Annotated in this window: 16 protein-coding genes and 1 other RNA gene; 5 read left to right on the top strand and 12 right to left on the bottom strand. The window is 69.9% G+C overall.

Annotated features, from left to right (window positions below; translation table 11 throughout):
- Window positions 1-4: 4 nt before the first annotated feature.
- From JR064_RS17115 to dusB, 3 genes are all read left to right on the top strand, one after another.
- Window positions 5-958, top strand: a complete 954-nt coding sequence (locus JR064_RS17115; protein WP_179569391.1) for a ribokinase — start codon at window positions 5-7, stop codon at window positions 956-958.
- Between the two features lie 98 nt (window positions 959-1056).
- Entirely contained in the window at window positions 1057-1662 is a 606-nt protein-coding gene (locus JR064_RS17120) for a DUF4893 domain-containing protein (protein WP_206230544.1), read from the top strand.
- Between the two features lie 143 nt (window positions 1663-1805).
- Window positions 1806-2804, top strand: coding sequence for a tRNA dihydrouridine synthase DusB (gene dusB, locus JR064_RS17125; RefSeq protein WP_206230576.1), 999 nt, complete (start codon window positions 1806-1808; stop codon window positions 2802-2804).
- Window positions 2805-2981: 177 nt separating this feature from the next.
- Here dusB and JR064_RS17130 read toward each other — a convergent pair whose 3' ends face one another.
- Window positions 2982-4055: a metal-dependent hydrolase gene (locus tag JR064_RS17130; RefSeq protein ID WP_206230545.1), complete on the bottom strand. Its 1074-nt coding sequence runs from the start codon at window positions 4053-4055 to the stop codon at window positions 2982-2984.
- 349 nt (window positions 4056-4404) lie between these two features.
- Window positions 4405-5049, bottom strand: coding sequence for a hypothetical protein (locus JR064_RS17135; RefSeq protein WP_206230546.1), 645 nt, complete (start codon window positions 5047-5049; stop codon window positions 4405-4407).
- 364 nt (window positions 5050-5413) lie between these two features.
- On the opposite strand from JR064_RS17135, the gene JR064_RS17140 reads away from it, so the two are divergent.
- Window positions 5414-5800, top strand: coding sequence for a hypothetical protein (locus JR064_RS17140; RefSeq protein ID WP_206230547.1), 387 nt, complete (start codon window positions 5414-5416; stop codon window positions 5798-5800).
- 29 nt (window positions 5801-5829) lie between these two features.
- Here JR064_RS17140 and JR064_RS17145 read toward each other — a convergent pair.
- The 4 genes from JR064_RS17145 to olsF all read right to left on the bottom strand — a co-directional run bounded on the left by JR064_RS17145 (window position 5830) and on the right by olsF (window position 11113).
- Window positions 5830-5905, bottom strand: a non-coding RNA gene (locus JR064_RS17145) — sX9 sRNA.
- A 60-nt stretch (window positions 5906-5965) separates the two neighbouring features.
- Window positions 5966-8209 carry a tetratricopeptide repeat protein gene (locus JR064_RS17150; protein WP_206230548.1) on the bottom strand — a complete coding sequence of 748 codons (2244 nt, stop codon included), beginning with the start codon at window positions 8207-8209 and terminating at the stop codon, window positions 5966-5968.
- A 364-nt stretch (window positions 8210-8573) separates the two neighbouring features.
- The gene (locus tag JR064_RS17155) at window positions 8574-9398 is read right to left on the bottom strand and encodes a UDP-2,3-diacylglucosamine diphosphatase (RefSeq protein WP_206230549.1); all 825 of its coding nucleotides are present in this window, start codon (window positions 9396-9398) and stop codon (window positions 8574-8576) included.
- Complete coding sequence (olsF, locus tag JR064_RS17160; RefSeq protein WP_179568339.1) at window positions 9395-11113, bottom strand: bifunctional ornithine lipid synthase OlsF; 1719 nt, start codon at window positions 11111-11113, stop codon at window positions 9395-9397. Before olsF ends, JR064_RS17155 begins: the two co-directional genes overlap by 4 nt.
- Before the next feature lie 205 nt (window positions 11114-11318).
- Between olsF and metK the strand changes: the two genes are divergently transcribed.
- Window positions 11319-12530, top strand: coding sequence for a methionine adenosyltransferase (gene metK, locus JR064_RS17165; RefSeq protein WP_179568341.1), 1212 nt, complete (start codon window positions 11319-11321; stop codon window positions 12528-12530).
- A gap of 231 nt (window positions 12531-12761) precedes the next feature.
- On the opposite strand, the gene JR064_RS17170 is transcribed toward metK, so the two are convergent.
- The 6 genes from JR064_RS17170 to ppc form a co-directional block, all read right to left on the bottom strand.
- The gene (locus JR064_RS17170) at window positions 12762-14003 is read right to left on the bottom strand and encodes a histidine-type phosphatase (protein WP_206230550.1); all 1242 of its coding nucleotides are present in this window, start codon (window positions 14001-14003) and stop codon (window positions 12762-12764) included.
- Between the two features lie 309 nt (window positions 14004-14312).
- Window positions 14313-17123 (bottom strand): TonB-dependent receptor, encoded by a 2811-nt coding sequence (locus JR064_RS17175; RefSeq protein WP_206230551.1) that lies wholly within the window; start codon window positions 17121-17123, stop codon window positions 14313-14315.
- 550 nt (window positions 17124-17673) lie between these two features.
- On the bottom strand, window positions 17674-19614 hold the full coding sequence (locus tag JR064_RS17180) for an esterase/lipase family protein (RefSeq protein WP_206230552.1): 1941 nt from the start codon (window positions 19612-19614) through the stop codon (window positions 17674-17676).
- A complete protein-coding gene (locus JR064_RS17185) occupies window positions 19614-20702 on the bottom strand; it encodes an Lnb N-terminal periplasmic domain-containing protein (protein ID WP_241093140.1) in 1089 nt (362 codons plus the stop codon). The genes JR064_RS17180 and JR064_RS17185 overlap by 1 nt, the downstream gene beginning before the upstream one ends.
- Window positions 20699-21265: a TetR/AcrR family transcriptional regulator gene (locus JR064_RS17190; RefSeq protein WP_179568349.1), complete on the bottom strand. Its 567-nt coding sequence runs from the start codon at window positions 21263-21265 to the stop codon at window positions 20699-20701. The genes JR064_RS17185 and JR064_RS17190 overlap by 4 nt, the downstream gene beginning before the upstream one ends.
- 114 nt (window positions 21266-21379) lie before the next feature.
- The gene (gene ppc, locus JR064_RS17195; protein WP_206230553.1) at window positions 21380-24097 is read right to left on the bottom strand and encodes a phosphoenolpyruvate carboxylase; all 2718 of its coding nucleotides are present in this window, start codon (window positions 24095-24097) and stop codon (window positions 21380-21382) included.
- Between the last annotated feature and the right edge of the window lie 65 nt (window positions 24098-24162).

Genomic DNA, 24162 nt, shown 5'->3' on the forward strand with positions numbered 1-24162 from the left:
GCCTATGAGTTCGGTCATCGTCGTCGGTTCGTTCAATGTCGACCACGTCTGGCGCTGCGAGACCCTGCCCGCCCCCGGCGCGACCATCGCCGGCCGCTACAGCACCGGCCCCGGCGGCAAGGGCTTCAACCAGGCGGTGGCGGCGGCGCGCGCCGGCGCCCGCACAACCTTCGTGTGTGCGCTCGGCGACGATGCCGGCGGCGCGATGGCGCGCGCGCTGGCGGCGCAGGACGGCATCGATCTCGCCGCCGAGGCCAGTACCGAGCCGACCGGCACCGGCGGCATCTACGTCGACGGCCACGGCCGCAACACCATCGTCATCGGCGCCGGCGCCAACGCCGCGTTGAGCCTGGGCTTCGTGCAGGCGCAACGCGCGCTGCTGGGCTCGGCGCGGGTGCTGCTGGCACAGCTGGAATCGCCGATCGAGACCATCGAGGCGACCCTGGCGCTGGCGCGCGAGACCGGCCTGACCACGGTCCTCAACGCGGCGCCGGCCAATGCGCAGACCAGCATCGGCCTGCTCAAGCTGGCCGACGTGCTGACCCCGAACGAAACCGAGTTCGCCGCGCTGCTGACGCGCCATGTCGGCGAGCGCGTGGATGCCGATGACGTCGCCGCCACCGATGGCGGCAGCCTGCACGCGCTGTGCCGCAAGCTGCTGCCGGGCGGCACCGTGGTGGTGACGCTGGGCGCGGTGGGCGCGTTCATCTCGCACCCCGAAGAGCGCCAGCGCGGCGACACGCAGCCGTACTACCGCATCGGCGCCGAGGCCGCGCAGACCGTGGACACCACCGGTGCCGGCGATGCGTTCAACGGCGCGCTGGCGGCTTCGCTGGCGCAATCGCCGAACGCCAGCTTCGCCACCCATGTGCGCTTCGCCAACCACTACGCGGCGCGTTCGACCGAAGCCGAAGGCGCTGCCGCGTCGATGCCGCGACTGGTGCCCGACGCCGGTTGAGCCGTCCGCGCCGATCGCGGCCTCCGTTGCCGCGCACCCAGATCACCGACCCACCGCCCGGCGCCGCGCCGGGCCTGCATCCCGACAAGGAGTTTCCGATGCCGCGTTTTTCCGCCATCTCGTTCGGCGCGCTGTGCGCACTGCTTGCCCCGCTGTCCGCCCTCGCCGCGCAGCGCTGCGACTGGAACAGCACTGCCGCCGACGCCGACCGCGCCGCGGTGACCGTCTCCGCCGACAGCCTGCAACAGGCGATCGCGGCGCACTACGACGACGCCGACCAGGAAGACGGCGCGGCCCTGGCGCGCACGCTGCTGCAGCGCGCGCAGTCGCCGCAGCTGCCGGGCAAGCTGGAAGGCCGCTGGAAGGTGCGCTCGATCCAGGTCGACCAGCGCTTCGCCTATGCCTACCCCTACTTCAAGGCCGAGATCGCGCGCGATCCCTGCGGCTATCGCCTGAGCAAGACCAGCGGCTCGCAGCGCCGCAGCGGCACGCTGTATCCGCTGGCCAAGGACAGCCGCGAGTTCGCGTTCCTCGGCGCCAGCACGGTCAACGACGATCCGCAGGGCCACTACGCGCCCGGCAACGTCTCGGACGGCACCAATGGCAACAGCGTCGGACGCCTGGTGGCGCTGGGCCCCGACGAACTGCTGCTGATCCTGGACGGCAACGCCAAGGGCTTCGAGCTGTACCAGCTGATCCGCTGAATCCGCGACCTTCGGCCGGGTCGCGCGCGCGCGATCCGGTCGGCGCACGCGCTCGGGCCTGTCCCAGCCAGGTCGCCGCGCTTGCCGCCACCAACATGGCCGTCCGAGTTGGCAGCGGCCGCGGTGGCGGCGACAATGGCCGCATGCGCATCGGCCCCTACACGATCGAACCGAAGGTGATCCTGGCGCCGATGGCCGGGGTCACCGACAAGCCGTTCCGGCTGCTGTGCAAGCGCCTGGGCGCCGGCCTGGCGGTGTCGGAGATGACCATTTCCGATCCGCGCTTGTGGCAGACCCGCAAATCGCTGCAGCGCATGGACCATGCCGGCGAACCGGACCCGGTCAGCGTGCAGATCGCCGGCACCGAGCCGCAACGGCTGGCCGAGGCGGCGCGCTACAACGCCGACCACGGCGCGCAGCTGATCGACATCAACATGGGCTGCCCGGCGAAGAAGGTGTGCAACGCCTGGGCCGGCTCGGCGCTGATGCGCGACGAGGCGCTGGTGGCGCGCATCCTCAGCGCGGTGGTGAACGCCTCGCCGGTGCCGGTGACGCTGAAGATCCGCACCGGCTGGGACTGCGACCACCGCAACGGCCCGGCCATCGCGCGCATCGCCGAGGACTGCGGCATCGCCGCGCTGGCCGTGCACGGCCGCACCCGCGACCAGCACTACAGCGGCCAGGCCGAATACGCCACGATCGCGCAGATCAAGGCCGCGCTGCGCATCCCGGTGATCGCCAACGGCGACATCGATTCGCCGCACAAGGCCGCGCAGGTGCTGGCCGCGACCGGCGCCGATGCGGTGATGGTCGGCCGCGCCGCGCAGGGCCGGCCGTGGATCTTCGGCGAGATCGCGCACTATCTGGCGACCGGCGAACTGCTGCCGGCGCCGGCGCTGCCGTTCGTGCGCGACACCCTGCTCGGCCACCTGCGGGCGCTGCACGATTTCTACGGCGAAGCGCAGGGCGTGCGCATCGCGCGCAAGCACCTGGGCTGGTACGCCAAGGATCGCCCCGAGAACGCGGCGTTCCGCGCGGTGGTCAATCGCGCCGAGAGCGCCGATGCGCAACTGCGGCTGACGGCCGATTACTTCGATGCGCTCATCGCCGGCGTGTCGCCCGACTTGCCCGCCGCGGCCTGAGCGGCGCGGCGCAGGACCACGCCAGGCGTTCGCAGCGGGTTCCTGTCCCAACTGTGCGGCTTTGCCCGCAACCACGCAGGCGCGGCGGCGTGCCCGTTCGGCCAGATCGACCACAGCGCCACGCGGACAGCAGGCATCCGCACGCGGACCGGGAGGCGGCGGCGATCCCCTAGCCGCTCAGTGCAGCTCGGACTGCGCCGGCGCGCCGACCGGTGTCGTCGCTGCAGGTTCGGTCCAGATCCGCCGCCACATCCGCGCCAGCGCCGCGCCGATCTGCCCGCGCGCGACCGGGGCGCGATACGCGGCCTGCAGCTGGCGCGGCGCGATCGCCTGCCAGCCATCGCCGTGCTGCCGCGCCACCGCGAAGTTGAAGTTGTAGTCCGGCTCCAGGCCCATGCGCAGGTCGCTGAGCACCAGTTCGCCGTCCTTGACCTGGGCGCGCATGAAACCGCGGTTGAACCAGGTCAGCCGCTGCACCGCCGGCAAGGCGCGCACTTCGCCCAGCGCCTGGGTGTTGGAGGGATGGCCCTGGAACCGCATCGGCCCGCGGTCGGCGACCAGCGAGCGCTCGCCGATCACATAGCCGCCCGGCGTCATCGCCACCACCCGCCACAACAGCGTGTTGAACGGCATCGGCACCGAGAAGCGCGGCGCGTGCTGCAGGCCCATCGCCGCCAGCGCGCGATCGGCCTGGCGATCGACCAGGTGCTTGGCCAGCAGCGACCAGCCCAGGTAGGCGCTGCTCAGGATCAGCCCGGCCAGCAGCGCCTGCTGCGCCACGCGCCGTGCGCGCGCCCACCAGGCGATGGCGCAGGCCAGGAGCAGCCACAACGTGTAGCCCGGATCGATGATGAAGACGCTGGACCACATCGCCGGCGGCGGCCGCAATGGCCACCACAGCTGCGTGCCGTAGACGGTGAACGCGTCGAGCAGCGGATGGGTGATCAGCGCCAGCTGGATCGCCCAGAACCAGCGCCGCGGCGCTGCGGCCACGCGGCCATGGCCGAAGCGCCGGTACAGCCACCAGATCAGCCAGCCGAGCAGCGGCAGCACGAACAGCGAATGGCTGAAGCTGCGGTGCACGGTCATCAGCGTGACCGGGTCGCGGGTCAGCGGCAGCAGGAGCAGCGAATCGAGGTCGGGCACGGTGCCGAGCGCGGCGCCGGCCAGCAGCGCGGCGCGGCGATGCGCGGCCGGGGCAATGGCGGCAGCGACGGCGGCGCCGAGTACGATCTGGGAAAGGGAATCCATCGGCCGATGCTAGCAGCGATGCGGCGAAGGGTACGCGGCGGTTGCAATCGTCGCGATGGCGACCGGGCCTAGCACTTCACGGGAAGGCGCGTCGCGACTGAAGCCGCTCCCACAGCGGCTTCGCTCGGTGTGTTGCAGACGTGGGGTATGCCGGTGTGTGTGCAGGGGGCAGCCCCGACGCCATGTTGCTGGCGATGCAGGCCTGTCGCCGGCTACTTCACGAAAAGACCTTGGCATCCGCGCCGAGCAAGCGGGGTGGCGACATGTCCACCTGCACGGTCGCCCACGGCAGGAACGGCGTCCCCACGGGACGCCTTCCACACCCATCTGCGCTGTCGGAATCGGACCGTCAGTCGAGCCAGCCCTGGACCGTGTTGGAAACGGCGGACGATATGCTGATGTTTTGAGTAAGGATGTAGCCGAGCGCATCCGCTGCTACGACGAGCAGTATTTTCCAGGGAAATGCCTTCGCGGTTGAGTTCCCGTTCCTGGACACATACTCGGACCAGTAGCGCGTGGAATGCTTGGCCACGCTCAGCCCGCCCAGGATCAGCGCGCCGTTCTTCGATTTGGGATCGAGCCGCCCGATGGCCTCACGCTCCAGCTCCTCGAACTGCAGCGCCGCCGCATCCACGTCCCCGGTGTTCTGCACGATCTGGTCCATCCGCTCGATGAACGAGAATTCGTAGGCACTGAACTGAGGGCGCAGCCCTGCCAGGCTTTCGGCCATCGGCTTGGTCGGATCGATCGAATCGACAATGGGCTGCTGCGTGGCGACGAACCGTTCCAGCGGCATGCCGGGGTCGTAGCCGCACTTTTTTACCAGCACGGTGAGAGCGTCGCTGGGCGAAGTGTTCAGGTCCATCAGGCAGCCGAGATACATGTTGTGCTGGATGCCTACCTGGTCCTCCGGATTCTCGGCCGCCAGCGCGGGGGCACCGAAGGCGCTGCCGGCCAGCAGAGCGACCGTTACGGCAAGAAGCTTCTTCTTCATGAGCATTCTCCTGTAGTGGATGATTGGGGCCCGGTGTCCAGACATCCTTGCGAACGCCTTCGACGAGGTGACCACCGCCGCATCGGCGTGCGGGGCGATGCGGCGATTCCAGGCTAGGCGGGCCCGCAACGAGGCACGAGGGCGAAGCCGGGTCGTCAAAGGAACAAACCGGGTCGATTTGACGAACCAGGGTCGGCACCCCTTGGCCGCGTGGGTGCATGCGCCTTCCTTCGGCGCGGACATAACATCGAAGAATCAATGCGCTACGCGGGTTTGTTCCCCATCCGTACCCGCGGATTCGCTGGTATCCGTATCGCCGGCACCCTTAGGCTGCAGATCCCGTTCCCGACGTTGCGAGCCTCCGATGCCTCCCAGCCGCCCCCTCTTCCATGCCGCCGCCGTCGCAGTCCTGCTGACCCTGCCCCTGGCCGCCCACGGCCACGACACCCTGCCGCCGGACTGGTGCCTGGAGGAAGACCAGGAGCCGGAAGTCGTGGTGAAGTTCGATTTCAACGGCGGGCAATTGCGTCAGGTGATGGACAAGTGCGGCGTGGTCGACAGCCATGAGCCGTATGCGAACGCGCTGAACACCATCACCGCCTATTGCGACGTCGTGGCACCGTCGCGATCGGCCAAGCCCATCGTGCTTGGCCCCGCGACCTTCCTGGCCCGGGACCACCACAGCACATACCGCATGGAACAAGGCTTGAAGGGGGCCTGTGTGGTCTGCCCGGCCAAGCGCGGGCGCTGACCAGCCGTGAAGGAGCGCGCGCTTCGCGTGGCTAACGAAGGGACGTGAATAGTCTCCAGCCGGGCACGGACGGCGCGCAGGAACCGTCGTGCACGAGTGGTTCATGAGGTTTTCGAGCGCCGTACGCGCCCGGCTGTTGGCCGCGCAGCAGTTTGCCAGCCACTCTCAGACCAGTGCGTCCCGACGGGTATAGGCCAGCACCGCGTCGACCCGCCACTGCAGCGCGGCGCGCGTGTCCGCCGACAGCCCGTCGCAGTGCGCGAGCACGAAATAGGCCGAACGCAGCACATCCCGCCAGCGCGGGTTTTGCGGCAACTTGGAGACCGCCAGATAGCGCTCCATCGCGCGTGCGCGCAGGCGGCCGTCGTCGATGTTCACGCGCCAGATCCGGCTGCGCTCGGCCAGCTCGAGGCGGCCGGTGCCGGTGGTCCGCTCCCAGGTATCGATGACCGCCAGCATGAGCTCGACCAGCGTGCGCCGGAACGCATCGCGCGCTGGCGGCGCGGCTGCGTCCGCCTCCTGGTCTGCTTCCTGGCCCGCCTGCCGGCCCGCGGCCGGGGAGGTCTGCACTGCGACGCCGTCGCGTTCCTGCAGGGCGAGAACGACCAGGCCGTCGCCTCCCGGCCAGGGTTCGAGCGTCGCGATCAGCGGGCCGCCGTGCCGGGCGACGAACGCGACGCGCTGCCCCGCGCTGTCCTCCATCCGCTCCAGCGCCGACTGCAGCGCGGGACGATCGGCGACGGCCACGAAGGCGGACACCGTTTGTCCTACCGGCTCGGCATCGTCCGCGCCGCCGAGCCGAAGGCGTCCGGTGCGATTGGCGACCAGCACCTGTCCTTCGGCATCGAGCAGGCATACCGCATCTTCCCGGCTGTCGAGCAGCGTCTGCAGCAGGCTGCGATCCTCAGCCAGCGCGTCCGCCTCGCGCCGATAGCGGGCGAGCTCCTCCTCGTGCCGGACCCGCCGTGCAGCGTCCAGCAGGCGTTCGCGTTGCCGGCGCCGCTGCAGCAACAGCCAGACGCCGAGCGCGGCCGCGACGCCGGACACCAACGCGAGCCATAGCAGAAGCGTGCGTTGCCGCAGCTTGGCCTCGCGCAGGCGGTTCCGGCTTTCCAGCAGGGCGATGGTGCGCTGCTGCTCCGCGGTTTCGAAGCGGATCCGCAACCAGTCCAACTGGCGGTCGTGCTGCGCGTGCACCAGCGCGGCGGCGTCCGCGTTCGCGCGCCGCAGCGTGGCGTTGGCGGCCACTGCGTCGCCCGTGCTTTCCTGCAGCCGCGCCAGTTCCTCCAGCAACGGCACCCGCACCGGATCGCCGCTGGCGGCCGATGCCAGCGCCTCGCGCAGGCGCGCCGCAGTGGCGGCAGCGTTGCCTTCGAGCCGTGTCGTGCGCGCCATCTGCAGCTGCAGCGCCGGAGGCAGCGGCAGCTTCCATGCGTCGGCCAGCGCCAGCGCGCTGGAACTCCAGCGCCGCGCCTGCGGCACGTCGCCCAACGCCAGCGCCGCGCGGATCAGGCCGTCATGGACCCGCAGCTCATAGGCCCGGCGGCCTTTCTCGCGGTAGACGGCCAGGGCCTCCTGCAGCCAGGCCAGCGCCTGGCGTGTATCGCCGCTGTCCAGGGCCAGTTCTGCCATGGTCTCCTGCACATGCGCCGCCTCGATGGAGTCGCCCTTCGCGCGGTTGGCGGCGAGCGCATCGCGGTAGTAGCGCATCGCGGTGTCGGGCTCGCGCAATTCGCGATACACGTCGGCGATGTTGTTGAGCACGGACGCCGCGGCACCACCCTGGGCGCGCTGGATCCCGAGGCTGACCGTCATGTTGCGCAGGGCGCCGTGAAAATCGCCGAGACGGCGCAGCGCCGCGCCCACGTTGTTCAGATCGCGCGCCTCCGCCTCGCGATCGCCGAGCGCCCTGGACAGCGTGACCGCGCACTCGAACCGCTCCAGCGCCTGCGCAATGCGTTCGCGGCGAAAATCGAGAATGCCGCGGCGGCGGGTGAGTTCGTAGCGCAAGCGTTCGTCGCCGCCGTCGCCGATGTTGGCGTCGGCGCAGTCCAGCGCCTGTTCGGCAGCCTCGAAACGGCCGATGTCCAGGCGTTCCTTGGCTTGTGCGAACAACGCTTCCACCTGTCCGTCGCCCGCCGCTGCCGAAGGCGAAAGTCCCGCACGCTGGACGCACAGCACCGAGTCCGGAAGTGTGCGGGCCAGCTTGGCGTCCGTGCAGCCGTACACCGTGTTTCGCGCGATCGAGGTGCCGCTCGCCATGAGCAGGATGAACGTGCACGACAGTCCCAGGTTTGCCGGATGCCGGGCAGCGACGCCGGAAGGAGCCGGTGCGGTCGGGCTCATCCAGTTCCACGCGGATCGCAGCGACCGGCCGGACAGTTCCTTCCCTGGCTTCAGCTTCTCCATGACCCCCGACGTGATCGAGATGCGACAAGCTTGCGCGGCGCCGTGCGTCGGCGCGACAACCAGGCTCGATCGTGGCGTCCTGCCCGGGCTTGCCGCTCCGACGGAAGGCAGTAGACCCGATGGGACGCATGCCGAGCAAGCGCAAGCCGCGTTTCACGAACGCGACGCATCGATCATGGGATGTACGGCACGCCGTGATGCGCCGCGTCCCTCAGCGCGAATGCGCGGCGTCGGATCTGGCGGTCAATCGCGGACGGCACTGGTCGCGGACGCAAACGCTCCGCACCAGCATGCGCAGGCACGGACGCATGACCTGCCGAAGCGCTTGCCCTGGCAATGCGCCGTCTCGCGCAAACCGCCGGATTCAGGCCGCCCGCGGCCAGGCGCTGTCCTGCACCGAGCGCAGGCGCGGCGGCAGTTCGGCCAGCACTTCGTCGCGATGCGAGAGCAGGCGCAGGGTACCGTCGGCCTCTTCCGCGAGCGCGGTCAGGCTCTCGACCCAGTCGCCGTCGTTGGCGTAGACCAGGCCGGCGCGCTCGAACAGGCCGGCGCGGTGCACGTGGCCGCAGACCACGCCGTCCAGGCCGCGGCGGCGCGCATCGTCCAGCCCGGCGTCGACGAAGCGCTCGATGTAGCGCTCGGCGGCGCTGCTCTGCCGCTTCAGGTAGTCGGCCAGCGACCAGTAGCGCATGCCGAAGCGGCGGCGCACGCGGTTGGTCAACTGGTTGCCGGTGAGGATGCGGTAGTACAGCCAGTCGCCGAACTTCTCCTGCAGGCCGCCGAACTGGGTGACCGCGTCGTAGTCGTCGCCATGCACCACCAGCAACCGGCGGCCGTCGGCGGTCACGTGCACTGCGCGCCGGCGCACCTGCATCGCCGGCAGCGCCAGGCCGCAGAAGCGGCGGATCGGGCGATCGTGGTTGCCGGGCACGTAGATCAGTTCGGTGCCGCCGCGCGCCAGCGCGTGCAGCGCATCGATCACGCGCTGGTGCGCCGCGCCCCACACCGCGCGGCGCTGCGCCATCCACCAAAAATCGACGATGTCGCCGACCAGATACAGCTGCTTGCACTGCAGGCCGCCGAGGAAATCGGCCAGTTCGCGCGCATGGCAGTGCGGCGCGCCCAGGTGCACGTCGGACACGAACACCGCCCGACGCGGGGGCACAGACAAGCTGCTCACATTGTTCATGCCATCACCTCAGCTTCGCTACGTGGCCGTTCCAGGTAGCGCACGCGCTTCTTGCTGCGAATGCGCTGCAGATCCAGTTCGATCAGGCCATCGACCGCGTCGTTGAACGCCGGATCGACGCCGAAGGCGAGGAAGCGTGCGCCGCCCGGCTCGCACAGCTCGGTGTATTGCTTGTAGAGCATCGGCACCGCCGCGCCGAGCGCGTCCAGGTTGCCCTTGAGCACCTTGAACGCAGTGTCCGCGTCCAGCGCGTCGAACGCCGGCGGTGCCTGCGAATAGTCGAACGGCCGCGCCGAGGCGGCTTCGCCCAGCGCATCGCCGTAGTAGCGCGCGTAGTAGGCCACGATCTGCTCGCGCGCCTGCCGCGGCAGCGCCGCGCTGATCGAGACCGCGCCGTACAAATAGCGCACCTGCGGGTAGTCGCGCAGGTAGGCGCCGATGCCCTGCCACAGGTAGTCGATGCTGCGGCTGCCCCAGTAGTCGGGCACCACGAAGCTGCGGCCCAGCTCCATGCCGGCGGCGATGCGCGGCAGCAGCGCTTCGCCGTAGCGGAACAGCCCGGCGGTGTAGAAGCCGGCCAGGCCGCGCTCGGCCAGCACCGGCGCGCCGCGGGCCACGCGGTAGGCGCCGACCACGCGCGCGGCGGCGCCGTCCCACAGCACGATGTGCTCGTACCAGGTGTCGTAGTCGTCCAGGTCCAGGCGCCGGCCGGTGCCCTCGCCGACCGCGCGGAAGGTCAGCTCGCGCAGGCGGCCGATCTCGCGCAGCAGCGCCGAGCCGGCACGCAGCCGGCCCACGCGGATCTGCTTGCCGTCCACGGTCTGGCCCAGGCTGCGCAGCGTGGCGAGTTCCGCCGCCACCGCGGCCGGATCCTCCGCCGCGACCAAGGGTTCCTCGCTCGGCGCGGGCACGTCGGCGCCGGCACGGCCCAGCGCATACAGTTCGCGGCGCAGGCCACGCATCAGTTCGGCGTCGGACTGCCCCTGCGGCAGCACCCGGGCGCGGCCCAGGCTCAGCGCGATGCGCCGCTCGCGGCGGGCGAACATCTCCCGCGCCAGCAACGCGGTACCGGCCGGCTTGAACAGCGCCGAGGCGCCATAGAACAGCGCCGAGTTGCGCGCATGGATGCGCACCGGCAGCACCGGGGTGGCGGTGCGCAGCGCGAAGCGGGTGAAGCCGCGGCGCCAGCGCCCGTCGGCCACCCCGCCCCAGCCCAGCCGCGACACTTCGCCGGCCGGGAACACGATCACGCACTGCTCCTGCTCCAGCGCCTGCTCGATCGCGCGCACGCTGGCCGGCGACGGCGCGCCGCCGAGGATGCGCACCGGCAGCAGCAGCTCGCGCAGGCCTTCCAGCGCCCACAGGAAGTCGTTGGCGACGATCTTCACGTCGCGCCGCACCTGGCCCACGCAATCCAGCAGCGCCAGCGCGTCCAGCGCGCCGGACGGATGGTTGGCGACGATCAGCAGGCGCCCGCGTGCCGGAATGCACTCGGCGGGGGTCGGCGCGACCACGTAGCGCGCCTGCAGGAAATCCATCCCGGCCTGGACCAGGGCGAAGCCGCGCAGTTCGTGACTGGCGTCGAGGAACGCCTCCAGCGCGTCCAGGCCCGACCATTTCTGCAGGCCGCGCAACAGCGGCCGCACCAGCCGCGAGCGGCGCCCGGCGAACCAGTGCGGGTAGCGATCCTGCAGACGACGTTCGAGTGCGAGCACGGCAAGCCCCCTTGCTGACTGCGCACAGCTTCGGCCCCCGTGGCGACACCGATCTTGCAATATGACTACGGCAAAGTGACGCCCGCGGTCCCGCCGGCTGACCGGTTAACCTTGCCCAACGGCGGCGGGGCCACAATGCACAGCACCGCGCGCCCGTGTATCATGCGCGTCCATCTTTTCATCCGAATACAAGGATATAGCCGCGATGTCCAGCTATCTCTTCACCTCCGAGTCGGTCTCCGAAGGCCACCCGGACAAGATCGCCGATCAGATTTCCGATGCGGTGCTCGACGCGATCCTGACCCAGGACAAGCGCGCGCGCGTGGCCTGCGAAACGCTGGTCAAGACCGGCGTGGCGATCGTCGCCGGCGAAATCACCACCAGCGCCTGGATCGACCTGGAAGCGCTGACCCGCAAGGTGATCCTGGACATCGGCTACAACAGCTCCGACGTCGGCTTCGACGGCGAGACCTGCGGCGTGCTCAACCTGATCGGCAAGCAGTCGCCGGACATCAACCAGGGCGTGGACCGCAAGAAGCCGGAAGAACAGGGCGCCGGCGACCAGGGCCTGATGTTCGGCTATGCCACCCGCGAGACCGACAGCTTCATGCCGGCGGCGATCCACCTGTCGCACCGCCTGGTCGAGCAGCAGGCCAAGATCCGCAAGAAGAAGAACTCGCCGCTGGCGTGGCTGCGCCCGGATGCCAAGAGCCAGGTCACCCTGCGCTACGAAGACGGCGTGGCGACCGCGATCGACGCGGTGGTGCTGTCCACCCAGCACGACCCGGACATCAAGCAGAAGCACCTGGTCGAAGCCGTGCGCGAAGAGATCCTCAAGCCGGTGCTGCCGGCCAAGTGGCTGCACAAGGGCACCAAGTTCCACATCAACCCGACCGGCAAGTTCGTGATCGGCGGGCCGGTCGGCGACTGCGGCCTGACCGGGCGCAAGATCATCGTCGACACCTACGGCGGCTGGGCGCGCCACGGCGGCGGCGCGTTCTCCGGCAAGGACCCGTCCAAGGTCGACCGTTCCGCCGCCTACGCGGCGCGCTACGTGGCCAAGAACGTGGTCGCCGCCGGCCTGGCCGACCGCTGCGAAGTGCAGGTCTCCTACGCCATCGGCGTGGCCGAGCCGACCTCGATCTCGGTCACCACCTTCGGCACCGGCAAGATCGCCGACGACAAGATCGAGAAGCTGATCCGCAAGCACTTCGACCTGCGTCCGTTCGGCATCATCCAGATGCTCGACCTGATCCACCCGATGTACCAGCAGACCGCGTCGTACGGCCACTTCGGCCGCACCCCGAAGGCGTTCACCTACACCGACGGCACCGGCGCGCAGCACAACGCCACCTCGTTCTCGTGGGAAAAGACCGACCGCGCCGACGCGCTGCGCGCGGACGCGAAGCTGAAGTAAGCCGGCGCTTCGGCGCTTGCACGAAAACGGGCCGCATCGCGGCCCGTTTTTTTTGTTCGCCTCGGCATCATGGCAGACCGCGCATCGCCCCCTGTAGGAGCGGCTTCAGCCGCGACCGGGCGTTACCGGAAGCGCCCGCTCGCGGCTGAAGCCGCTCCTACAACAAGCGGCGGCAACTCTCTTCCGGCAGGCGACACGCCTCACGCCAAGGCAAACCGCGGGAATGCCCTCTCACCCGCGCCGCTGCAACGAGTCCTGCAACACCTTCTGGAACTGCTGCAGCGTGCAAAGCTGGGTCTTGGCGTCGCTGCAGCCCGGCACGTGCAGGGTCTGCAGCAGCGGCGGCTTGCGCAGGCTCAGCGGGGTCAACTCGCGCAGCTGGTCCAGCGATTGCGCCTGGTAGCGCAGGCGCACGTAGCGCTGGCCGCTGCGCGTGTCGCGCAGTTGCTCGAGCACCAGCGCGCCGCCCGGCGGCGAGTCGTCGCGACCGAAGCCGGGCAGATGGAAGTGCAGGTCGAGCAAGCCGCTGAGCGCGGCGATGTGGGTATCGCTGGCGACCAGCACGCTCAGCTTCGGCGCCTCCGCCACGCCCAGCGTGTCCAGCACCCGCCGCGCCAGCGGCGCGCCGGCGCGCGCGGCCATGTACTGCGGCCGCGCGTAGATCTCGAACAGCAGCGCATGCAGCCGCGACACCACGCCGATGCGTTCGCGGGTGGCGCGGCCCCAGCCGACCTGGTCCAGCGGCAGGCCTTCGGCGTATTGCAGGATGAACACCTCCGCGGTGCCGGAGGTCAGGTCCAGCGGGCCATGCATGGCGATGCCGCGGCCGTTGCCGCTGGCGCTCAGCGACGACGGCATGCGCGCGAAATCGCAGTCCTTGGCGCTGCAGCCGAGGATCTGCCGCATCGTGCGCAGCTCCTTCGCGTAGGGCGCGAGCACCGCGCCGGGACCGCCGGTCTGGCGCTGGATCGACGCCACCGCGGCGTCCGCGTCGAAGTCCACCGCACCGGCCTCGACCGGGCGGAACAGCGGATCGTCGCTGCCTTGCGGCTGATGCCCGGCCTGCAGTCCACAGCCCGGAGCCAGCGTCTCGGCCAGGAGCTGCGCGCTGGCGATGGTACGCTGGTCGGTGTTGGCGTAGACGCTGACCGCGCCGTCGGCAGGGCAGCCGGCGGCCGGCAGCACGCCGTCGCGGACCAGCCATTGCCGGGTGTAGTCGCCGCTCAGCTGCACGGCCACGCGGCCGTGCGCGGTGAGCAGGCTCGCCGGCGTGTTCCACACCGGCCACGGACGGTCGGCCAACGCCGCCGCCGCGGCTTCGCCATCCAGCGGCGCACGCACGCCATGACGGAACAGCATCACCACCTGCTCGACCTGCAGTGACGGCGCAGACGCTTCGCGCGCGGGCCGCGCCTGCGCGCCGGCGGTTGCCGCCAGCACTGTCAACAGCATCCACCGCATCCGCTTGCTCATCGTCGTTCCAGAAAAAAGGGGAAAGAAATCACTCACTGCGCGGCATCCATCGCACTGCATGCCGGTGCGATTGCAGCGCAGGTCCATGGCGATCGCGTGTCGGTCGCCGCGCTGCGGTGGACCGGACACACCCGCAACCTCATCGCTGCCGCAACATTGCGCTGCGGACACCGACACCACCTGAGCGCGCCGGCTCACTGGCGATCATGCGCGCGCGCCACGCGCTCGACGACCGCATGCATGCCGACGCGCGCCGCGGCGACATGCCGCGACGCGCGAGGAAAGCCGACCCATGCACAGGCCGTTGGCTCAGAACGTGTACTTCACGGTCAGCAGGCTGGTGCGCCCGGCATCGACGATGTCCGAGATCGCGGTGCTGTTGCGGCCCACATGCGCCCAGTAGCTCAGGCGATTGGTCAGGTTGGCCACCGACAGGTCGGCGCGCAGGTGCTCGTTCACCGCATAGCCCACGTGCAGATCGACGCGGGTGATCGGCTTCACCCACAGGTCGTCCCAGCTGGCGCCCTGGTCCAGGTAGTCGTAGACCGACACGTATTCGCCCGAGTAGTGGTAGCTCAGGTTCACCGACAGCGGCCCCTTCTCGTAGAACAGCTCGGCGTTGGCCATCAGGTCCGGCGCGTTCTGGATGCGCTCGTCGTGGAAGCCGGTCATGCCCAGGTCGACGCGGGTGGACTGGCGGGTGACGTTGGCGCCGATGCCGAAGCCGTCCAGCGGCGCCGGCATGCCCTGCAGGGTCTGCCGCACCGCCGCTTCCACGCCCAGCACCTTGCCGTCGCCGCCGTTCTGCGGACGCACGTAGCGCACGCTGCCGCTGGTGCTCGCCCCGGCATTGGCCGCATCCGAGCCGTTCTCGTAGATGTAGTCGGACAGGCGCTTGTAGTAGCCGGCCAGCATCGCGTGGCCGCCGACGCCGTTGTCCCACTCGCCGGACAGGTCGACATTGACCGCCTTGATCGGCTTCAGATCCGGATTGCCTTCGGTGATGGTGGTGATGCCGTCGCTGGACACGCTGTAGCTGGAACCGCCGCCGAGCTGCACGAACGCCGGGCGCGTGTAGCTGGTCCACACCGAGGCCCGGTACACCGCGTTGGCGTTGCCGGGACGATAGTTCAGGAACACGCTGGGCAGCGGCACGTCGTAGGTGGTGTGGTTGTTCTGGAAGTAGCCGGCCAGCTCGTTGCCGCTGCTGTCCTTGGGCATCGTCCAGTAGGTGTTGCGGATGCTGGTCTGCTCGAAGCGCAGGCCGGGGATGATCTCCAGGTCGCCGGTCTTGAACGTGGCCATTGCATAGGCCGCGGCCACCGCCTCGGTGCCGCGCATGGTGTCGCAGTTCTGATTGTTGACCGCCAGGCTGCCGCAGGTGTCGAAGCTGCTCGCGGTCAGGTACTTGGCGATCGAGGCCTTCAGCGCCGAATTGCTCAGCTTGACCGTCGGGTAGTCGTACTTGCCCGGATACACCGCGTCGTAGCTGCCGCTGACCAGGCCGGTGTTCTCCAGCAGCGTGCCGTCGGTGAACTTTGCGGTGGTCCAGTCGCGCTCGGTGAACTCGCGCGAGCTGTCCACGTACTTCACGCCGAACTGCAGACTGCTCAGCGCGCCCTCGTCGAAGTCGTAGCGCGCGTCGAACTTGGCGCCGCCCTTCTTCTGCCCGCTGTAGGACTTGGTCAACTGGCCGTGGCGGCGCGCGTACAGGCTGCCGATGTCGTCGGCCTGGTTCTGCATCGCGGTGGTCAGCTGCGGCACCGGGAAGCCTTCGCTGTCGTAGCTGATGAAGCTGTTGGCGCCGTACGGGAACTGGGTGGAGCTGTACTGATCCACGCGCGCAGAGACTTCGATGTGGTCCGGGCGATCGTTGTCGCCGAAGCTGTAGAACAGGTTCGGCGACAGCGTCCAGTTGCCGAGCTGCTTGTCGCCGCCGAACTGGAACGTGGCCAGGTCGGCTACTTCCGGATTGGTCTCGTACCAGTAGCGCACCGCGACGCGATTGATCTGCGGCTGGTACACGCCGGTGCTGCCGATCTGCGAATAGCTGACGCTGGCCGGCACGAACTGCGTATAGCCGGTGTTCTGCTCGGTCTTGGCGTAGGCGTAGGTCGCCCGCGCGTACAGCTGCAGGGTCGGGTCCACATGCCAGTCGAAGGAGACGTTACCGCCGTAGCGCTTGGTGTCGCCGCCGGAATAGCCGATGTTGGTGCCGGTGGACTGCAGCGAATCTTCCGCGTCGTAACCGGCGGCCAGAGCGCCCTTGGCGGTGGTGCGGGAGAATTCCCACGAACCGTCGTTGCGCGCGGCGGAGGCGCTGGCCACTTCGCTGTTCACGTAGTGACGCTCGTCGTAGTACGCGCTGGCGTAGATGCCGAACTGGTGCTCGCTGCCGAACTTGGCGTGGAACTCGCCGGCCGCGCCCTTGCCCAGGCCGCTCTCGTCGTAGTCGCGGGCGCGGCTTTCCATGCGCCCGCTGGCGGTGATGCTGCCGCCGATCGCGTCGCTGTAGTCGAAACCGCTGGGAGTGCGGTAGTCGATGGTGCCGCCGATCGCATCGCCGTCCATCGCCGCGGTGGAGGTCTTGTTCAACACGATGGTCTGCAGGCCGGACGGCGGCAGCAGGCTCAGCTGCACGCTGCGGCTGTACGGCATGCCCTGGGCGACGTTGACGCCGTTGATCAGGTTGACGTTGTATTCGGCATTGAGGCCGCGCACCGAGGCGAACATGCCCTCGCCGCGCGCGGCGCCGTCGACGCCGCCGAAATACGACTGCCCGGTGTTGACCACGTTGACGCCCGGCAACAGGCCCAGCGCCTCGGCGATGTTGTGCACGGCGGTGTACTTCAGGTCGTCGGCCGACAGCACGTTGGCGGTGTTGCTGGCCGCCATCTGCATGTCGGCGGCGGTGTAGCGGTTCGCCGCGACGGTCACGGTCGACAGGGTCTGCGCATTGCCCTTGGCGGCGGCCGGCGCGGTGTCGTCGCCGGCGGTGTTCTGCGCCTGCTCCTGCGCGGGGTCTTCGGCATGGGCGGCGGCGGCGAGGGCCAGGCTCAGGGCCAGGGCGATGGATCCGGCAAGCCGGTGCGGCCTGGCGCGGTGCGATGCGTGGTTCATGGAAATTCCATCAGGACGTGGGGTGGTGTCCCGGCACGCGACGACGCCGCGGCCGGAGAAGGCAAAGCGCTGCCCGTATCGCCGGCGCGAAGCCGGCAACTGGGCGAACATCTGGGGGAGTTCCGTGTCGGAGCTGGACCGTGCGAACTGACGGTCCGTTAACAACTGCGGCGCATTGTGTGCGTCGATGTTTGCAGATGCGTGACGGAGTTCATAGGTGAACGGAAATGCGATACGTCAGTGATGCATACGCGTGCGTATCGCAAGTGCGCATGGCTGCGGCGCTTTTTCCGCTGACATCCGGCGCGCCATAACGCCACCGCAGGAGCGGCTTCAGCCGCGACGAACGACGCGGCGGGCCTGCCGGCGACGGAGACTGTCGCGGCTGAAGCCGCTCCTACAGTGCACCCAGATGGCGTCGCGTACGCCCTTGGGAGCGACGCCAGGCGACATTCACCATCGGTCGCAACGAGTTCTACCGATAGTGCGCGTCGCGACTGAAGGCGCTCCCACGGAGGGATCTAACCGGGTGCCTATCGACTCCGCCGCATCACTCCGACGCGATCTGCGCATGCAGGATGCGGCGGATCTCCAGGATCGCCTGCGGCGTCTCCTGCACGCTGTGTCCGGAGGTGATCACCAGTTCCGATTCGGCGCCATCCAGGTGCGCGCTGCGGTAGGGCACCAGCCCATCGTCGGCGACGGCCAGCGGCAGCGCCGGGTTGCGCCGGGCGATGATCGAGTTGTAGCGCACGGCTGGCGAAATCGGCAGCTCGGCGGCCGCACGCACGAACGGATCGGTATCGCGCAGATTGTCGATGCCGTTGGGCAGGCGCTGCGGCACGCCGTCCTGGCCGGCGATGTCCTGCATCACCTCGGTGAAGCGCTGCAGCAAGGTCACCGGCAAGCGGATCAGTCCGCCGACCAGGCGCCCGATGCTGCCCTCGGCGATGGCGGTGCCGCGGTGCGGCGCGGCGATGAAGATGGCGCGGTCCACCTGCGGCAGCGGCGCGAAGCGCAACAGCGGCTGCAGGCGCTCGCGTACCCGCGCGCCGCGTTCGCCGCTCAGGTCGCGGCCGGCGAGCAACGCGTTCCAGATGCGCTCGCCGGAGCTGCTGACCAGCAGCCGCGCGATCACTCCCCCCATGCTGTGGCCGATCAGCACCATGTGCTGCGAGGCCGGCGCCTGCCCCTGCGGATCGAAATTGTGCAGGGTCTGCTGCAGCAAGGTTTCGATCTGCGCGCGGTTCCAGGCGATCGGCATGTTGGTCGGGTAGTAGACCTGCCAGATCTGGTAGTGGCGGCGCAGTTGCTCGTCGCCCATGATCTCGTTGGCGACGTTGACCCAGGCCTCGGGGCTGCTGCCCAGGCCGTGCAGCATCAGCACGATGCGCCGGTTCGGATCGTAGGGCTGCATCAGGTACAGGTGCGGCTGCTCGATGCCGTGTTCGCGCCCCAGCATCGAGCGCAACGACTGCTTGGCGAAGCCCGAACGCGCCAGCCACAGGCCGTAGGCGGCGGTGAAATTGGCCGCCAGCGGCAGCCGCTGGCCGTGCACGACAACCTCGTTGTCGCGATACGGATCGTAGGGCGCGATCACCACGCTGCGCGTGTCCAGCACCTGCGCCAGGCTGTCGCCGTCGAAGCGCAGCAGCACGGTGGTCGGCGCGTACGACAGTTCGCTGTAGCCGGCGGTATCGGTAGCCGCTTGCCCTGGCTTTGCAGCAGCCATGATCGCGGTCGGATCGCCGACCTGCGCCGGCGACACTTCCGCCACCAGTTCGGCCCCGAAGCCATCGCGGCGATAGGTGCTGCGCAGGCCGTCGAAACGCAGCGAGGCGGCAGGCACCATCGCATTCGGCCGCGCCACGCCGCCCGGCAGGCGGAAACTGTCCAGCTGCGCGCGCACTTGCCAGCCGGCGGCAGCCAGCGTGTCGTCGTCGCGCAATTCGCCGCTGGCGCTGCGCGCGCGCCAACGTTCGAACATCGCGCCGACCACGTGCTGCACCGCGTAGTTGTAGTAATCGCGCACCTGCGTCTGCCGGTCCTCGAAGGCGCGCGCGCTGGCCGGGCGTTCGGTATAGAACAGGTAGGCATAGGCGTAGCGCGCGGTTTCCAGCCATGCCTGCAAGGCTGCATCGTCGAGTGCGACGTTGCCCTTGGGCGTGCGCGTCGTCGCCGCGCGCAACCACAGCTCCGACAAGGTCGCCAGGCGGCGTTCCTCGTCCAGTCCCTGCAGCGTGCGCAGTTGCGCGGCGCAGGCGGGGATATCGGCCTCGCAGGGCTTGCGCTCGATCGCGACCACGCGCAGCGTTTCCTGGCTGGCGTCGCTGAGTTCGCCGGTGCTGAGCACGTCGCCGCGCTTGGTCGCGATGTAGTCGCCGGCCGCGCGCGACTGCACGGTGACCATGGCGCAGCCGGACCCGGCGAGCAGGCCCACCGCCAGCAGCGCGCGCGCCGCCAGCTGCCGCACCGCGCGCGCGGCGCGCATCAGCGCGGCGCTCCGGGCGGTTCTTCGCCGGGGATGCCTTCGCGGATGCGCTGCGAAAAGTCGGCGCCGGCGCCGGCCTGGCGTGCGCGCTCGCCGATGCGCCCGCGCGCCTGCAGCGTGGCCAGCGCGTAGCCCGGCACGAAGCCGTGCTGCGCATAGACATAGGACGGCAGATAGCCGGACAGCAGCAGGCGGTAATCCAGCGGCAGTTGCGGCTCGAACTTGCGCACCAGCTCGAACACGATGGTGGTGCAATTGCTGGTGGCGGTGTTGTAGAACTTCGGCGTGCGCTGCAGCTGCTGCGCCTGCGCCACGTAGCCCATGAACAGCTGGCGCAACTGCGCGCGCGGAATGTTCAGCCGGTACAGATAGACGTCTTCGCCGCGCACGTTGCTGCGCACCGCGAGGATGTCGCGCTCGTCGGCGGCGATCATCGCCTGCTCGAAATTGCGGAAGAACCCGGCCAGCGCGGAGAACGATTCGCCGCGCTCCTTGCGGATCTCCAGCGAGAACACCACCCGGCGGCCGTCGTCGAAGCCGAACGAGACCAGGGTGTGGGCGATCGCCGGCCCCATCCAGTAGGACAGCGCCAGGTCCGCCGAGACCAGCCGGTCCAGGTCGTACTGGCGGGTTTCCCAACGCGGCGTGTAGTCGCTGTCGCTGCGCCAGGCGAAATTGCGCACGTTGTGCAGGGTGACGAGGTGGCCTTCGACCTGCGGCTGCAGCGGCTGCGCCACGTCGTCGGCCCAGTCGCGGTTCTGCTCGGGCAGCAGCTGCGACCAGCCGAACACCAGGCCGGCGCAGGCGACGGCGAAGATCCACGGCAGCACGCGGTAGTCGCGGGGATGGCGCAGGCCCCACAGCGCGGCGCCGCCCATCGCCAGCCACAGCAACGCCGAGGCGTAGCGCACCAGGCTGCCGGTATGCGGCAGGTAGGCCAGGAACAGCGCGCCCCAGACCCCGGCCAGCACGATCGCCAGCGCCACCGTTGCGCGCAACAGGCGTGCCGGCCAACCCCGCTGCGCGGCGTTGCGCGCCGCAATCGCGGCGACGGCGCGGCCCTGCCCTCGCTCGCGACGCAGGCTCATAGCGTCGCCGCCGCCGCGGGCGTGGCCAGCGCATGGCACAGCAGCCGGCAACCGCGCAGCGCCAAGGCCTTGCGTTCGGCTTCGTCGCTGCCGCGCTGGCAGGCGCCGAGCATATCCATCAACAAGGTGAGGTCGTCGCCGTCCAGACCCTGGCGGCACAGGCCGGCGTCGGTGGCGCGCTGCAGGAACGGCAGCAGGATCGCCATCAGCCGCGCATGCGCCACTTCGATCTGCGGATGGTCGCGCGGCATCGAGCGCCAGCAATCGGCCAGCGGCGCGGACATCGCGATGTGCTCGGCGACATCGCGCAGCAGCAGGAACAGGCCGTCGGGGCGCTCGCCGATATCGCGCGCGCAGCATTCCAGCCCGTCCAGGGCGCGCTGCAGGAGCGCGATCATCAGGTCGGTGCGGTCGGCGAAATTGCGGTACAGCGTGGCCCGGCCCACGCCGGAGCGTTCGACCACCAACTCCAGCGGCGCGAGCACGCCGTGCTCGCAGAATACTTCGTCGGCCGCATCGAGCAGCAGGCGGCGACGTTGGGCGGCATCGGCACGGAGATCCATGCCGGGATTATCGGACAATTTTGTCCACTTGCAAGCGCGGTGCTGGCCGGACCGCGTCCGGCGGCCCGGCGGCGATGCTGGAAGCAGCGCCACCGGGTCCGGTCCGGCCGCTGCTCAGCCGGTGTTCTGCACGCCCTGCGAGACGCCGTTGACGCAGGCCACCAACGCGCGCAGCAGGTCCTCGTCCTCGCCGTCGGTGGCCCGCCAGCGCTGCAGCAGATCCACCTGCAACACGCTGATCGGATCGATGTAGGGATTGCGCAGGCGGATGGACAACGCCAGCCGCGGGTCGTGCTGCAGCAGCGACGCCTGCCCGGTCAGCGATTTCACCCAGCCCTTGGTCAGCGCGAGTTCGTCGCGAATGCGCGGGAAGAAGCGCTCGTGCAGCGGCCCGGCCAGGCGCGAGAACATCTCGGCGATGTTGAGGTCGCCCTTGGACAGCACCATCGCGATGTCGTCGAGGAAGGTGCGGAAGAACGGCCAATCGGCGGCCATCTCGCGCAGCGTGTCCTCGTGGCCGGCCTCCACCGCCGCGCGCAGGCCGCTGCCGACGCCGTACCAGCCCGGGATCACCGCGCGCGCCTGGCTCCACGCGAACACCCACGGGATCGCGCGCAGGTTGTCCAGCGCCGCATCCTGGCCCAGCCGCCGCGACGGCCGCGAGCCCAGGGTCATCCGCTCGATCACGTCGATCGGCGTGGCCAGGCGGAAATAGCGCATGAACTCGGCATCGCCGACGAAGCTGCGGTAGGCGCGGGTGCTGTGCTCGGCGACGATGTCCATCACCGGCCGCCACGCGTCCTCGCGCGCGTCCGGCGCGCGCGGACGCATGCTCGACAGCAGCACCGCGCCGGTCATCTGCTCCAGCGAGCGCAGCGCCAGCGCGCGGATGCCGTACTTGCGGTGGATCACCTCGCCCTGCTCGGTCACCCGCAGGCGGCCGTCGACGCTGCCGCGCGGCGCCGCTTCCAGCGCGCGCGTGGTCTTGCCGCCGCCGCGCACGATCGAACCGCCGCGGCCATGGAAGAAGGTCAGGCGGATGCCGAGGTCGGCGGCCGCATCGAGCAGTTCCACCTGCGCGCGCTGCAGGCCCCAGCGCGAGGCGGCGATGCCGCCGTCCTTGCCGCTGTCCGAGTAGCCGAGCATCACCATCTGCACGTCGTTGCGCGCGGCCAGGTGGCGCCGGTAGACCGGGTCGGCGAGCAGGTCGCGCAGCGTGTCGGTGCCGCCGCGCAGGTCGTCCACCGTCTCGAACAGCGGCACGATGTCCAAAGGCACCGCGTTTTGCGCATCGACCAGGCCGCCGCGCCGCGCCAGCGCCAGCACGGTCAGCACGTCGGCGCGGTTGTGCGCCATGCTGATGATGTAGCTGCCCAGCGCATCGGCGCCATGCCGCGCACGCGCGTCGGCGAGCGCGGCGAATACCGCGTCCAGGCGTGCGTTGCCGGCATCCTCGGGGGCGGCCGGCAGGATCCGCTCGCCGCCGGCATAGGCGCCGAGCACGCTGGCACGGTCCTGCGCCGAACGTGCGTCCCACTCGTCCTCGCCCAGCGCCGCGGCGACCGCGCGCGCGTGCACGCTGGACTCCTGGCGCACGTCCAGCCGCGCCAGGTGGAAACCGAAGCTGCGCACCCGCCACAGCAGCCGGCGCACCGCGAACCAGCCCGCGTGCAGGCCCTTGTTGGCCTGCAGGCTGTCGAGGATCAGCTGCAGGTCCTGCTCCAGTTCGGCCGGCGCGGCGTAGGCGCCCGGCGCGTCGTCCAGCGTCGCCTGCAGGCGTGCGCGCATCAGGTCGTTGAGCAGGCGGTACGGCATGTCGCCATGCCGCGGCCGCGAGCGCGCCGCGGCCTCGGACAGCAGGTGCCGGTAGCGTTCCAGCTGCGCCAGCAGCGCATCGCTGACCGCCACCAGCGTGGTCGACTGGCTGAGCAGGCTGGCCAGCTGCCACAGTTCCTTCAGGTAGCGATCCAGCACCGCGCGGCGCTGCGCGTCGAGCGTGGCGGTGATGGTGCCGGCATCCACGTTCGGATTGCCGTCCATGTCGCCGCCGACCCAGGTGCCGAACCGCAGCAGCCGCGGCAGCGGCACCGGCTCGCCGTAGGTTTCCTCGATCGCGTGCTCCAGGGTCTCGTACATCACCGGGACTACCCGGTACAGCACCTGGGTCAGGTAGAAGCCGACATGCTCGCGCTCGTCTTCCACCGTCGGCCGCACCGGCGAGGAATCGGCGGTCTGCCACGAGGCGGTCAGCGCCATGCGGAAGCGCGCCGCATCGGTGGCGCGCTCGCCGGGGGTGCGCATGCCGTCGAGGTTGTCGACCAGGCTGGCGACCATCAACTGTTCTTTCTCCAGCAGCGCGCGGCGTACCGCCTCGGTCGGGTGCGCGGTGAACACCGGCTCCACGTCGATGCGCGGCAGCCATTCGCCCAGTTCCTGCGCGCTCACGCCCTGCGCCTTGAGCCGGCGCAGCGCGTCGTGCAGGCCGTCCGGCTGCGGCGTGTCGGCGCTGTTGCGCTGGTAGTCGCGGCGGCGGCGGATGCGGTGCACGCGCTCGGCGATGTTGACCACCTGGAAGTAGGTGCTGAAGGCGCGCACCAGCGCCTCGGCGTCGCGCGGCGTGCGGCCGTAGAGCTGCTCGCTCAGCGACGACGGCGGCGCATCGCTCTCGCGGCGCGCGATCGCGGTGGTGCGGACGGTTTCGATCTCGTCGAGGAACTCCGCAGACACCTGCTCGGCGAGCAGGTCGCCGACCAGCGCCCCCAGTCGGCGGACGTCGTCGCGCAAGGGGATGTCGGGCGTGGCAAACACGATGCTGCTGCGGTACTCGTTCATCGGAAACGCATGGCTCGGCAGTGGGGGGCGCCGCAAGACTAACCCAAAAGTATTAGTCCCTCGCC

The sequence above is a fragment of the Xanthomonas bonasiae genome (genome assembly GCF_017163705.1).
Lineage (GTDB): Bacteria > Pseudomonadota > Gammaproteobacteria > Xanthomonadales > Xanthomonadaceae > Xanthomonas_A > Xanthomonas_A bonasiae.

Bases quoted from the DNA above. Each gene is read 5' to 3' on its own strand.
- JR064_RS17115 (WP_179569391.1), top strand. From the start codon at position 5: ATGAGTTCGGTCATCGTCGTCGGTTCGTTCAATGTCGACCACGTCTGG.
- JR064_RS17120 (WP_206230544.1), top strand. From the start codon at position 1,057: ATGCCGCGTTTTTCCGCCATCTCGTTCGGCGCGCTGTGCGCACTGCTT.
- dusB (WP_206230576.1), top strand. From the start codon at position 1,806: ATGCGCATCGGCCCCTACACGATCGAACCGAAGGTGATCCTGGCGCCG.
- JR064_RS17130 (WP_206230545.1), bottom strand. From the start codon at position 4,055: ATGGATTCCCTTTCCCAGATCGTACTCGGCGCCGCCGTCGCTGCCGCC.
- JR064_RS17135 (WP_206230546.1), bottom strand. From the start codon at position 5,049: ATGAAGAAGAAGCTTCTTGCCGTAACGGTCGCTCTGCTGGCCGGCAGC.
- JR064_RS17140 (WP_206230547.1), top strand. From the start codon at position 5,414: ATGCCTCCCAGCCGCCCCCTCTTCCATGCCGCCGCCGTCGCAGTCCTG.
- JR064_RS17150 (WP_206230548.1), bottom strand. From the start codon at position 8,209: ATGGAGAAGCTGAAGCCAGGGAAGGAACTGTCCGGCCGGTCGCTGCGA.
- JR064_RS17155 (WP_206230549.1), bottom strand. From the start codon at position 9,398: ATGAACAATGTGAGCAGCTTGTCTGTGCCCCCGCGTCGGGCGGTGTTC.
- metK (WP_179568341.1), top strand. From the start codon at position 11,319: ATGTCCAGCTATCTCTTCACCTCCGAGTCGGTCTCCGAAGGCCACCCG.
- JR064_RS17170 (WP_206230550.1), bottom strand. From the start codon at position 14,003: ATGAGCAAGCGGATGCGGTGGATGCTGTTGACAGTGCTGGCGGCAACC.
- JR064_RS17175 (WP_206230551.1), bottom strand. From the start codon at position 17,123: ATGAACCACGCATCGCACCGCGCCAGGCCGCACCGGCTTGCCGGATCC.
- JR064_RS17180 (WP_206230552.1), bottom strand. From the start codon at position 19,614: ATGCGCGCCGCGCGCGCGGTGCGGCAGCTGGCGGCGCGCGCGCTGCTG.
- JR064_RS17185 (WP_241093140.1), bottom strand. From the start codon at position 20,702: ATGAGCCTGCGTCGCGAGCGAGGGCAGGGCCGCGCCGTCGCCGCGATT.
- JR064_RS17190 (WP_179568349.1), bottom strand. From the start codon at position 21,265: ATGGATCTCCGTGCCGATGCCGCCCAACGTCGCCGCCTGCTGCTCGAT.
- ppc (WP_206230553.1), bottom strand. From the start codon at position 24,097: ATGAACGAGTACCGCAGCAGCATCGTGTTTGCCACGCCCGACATCCCC.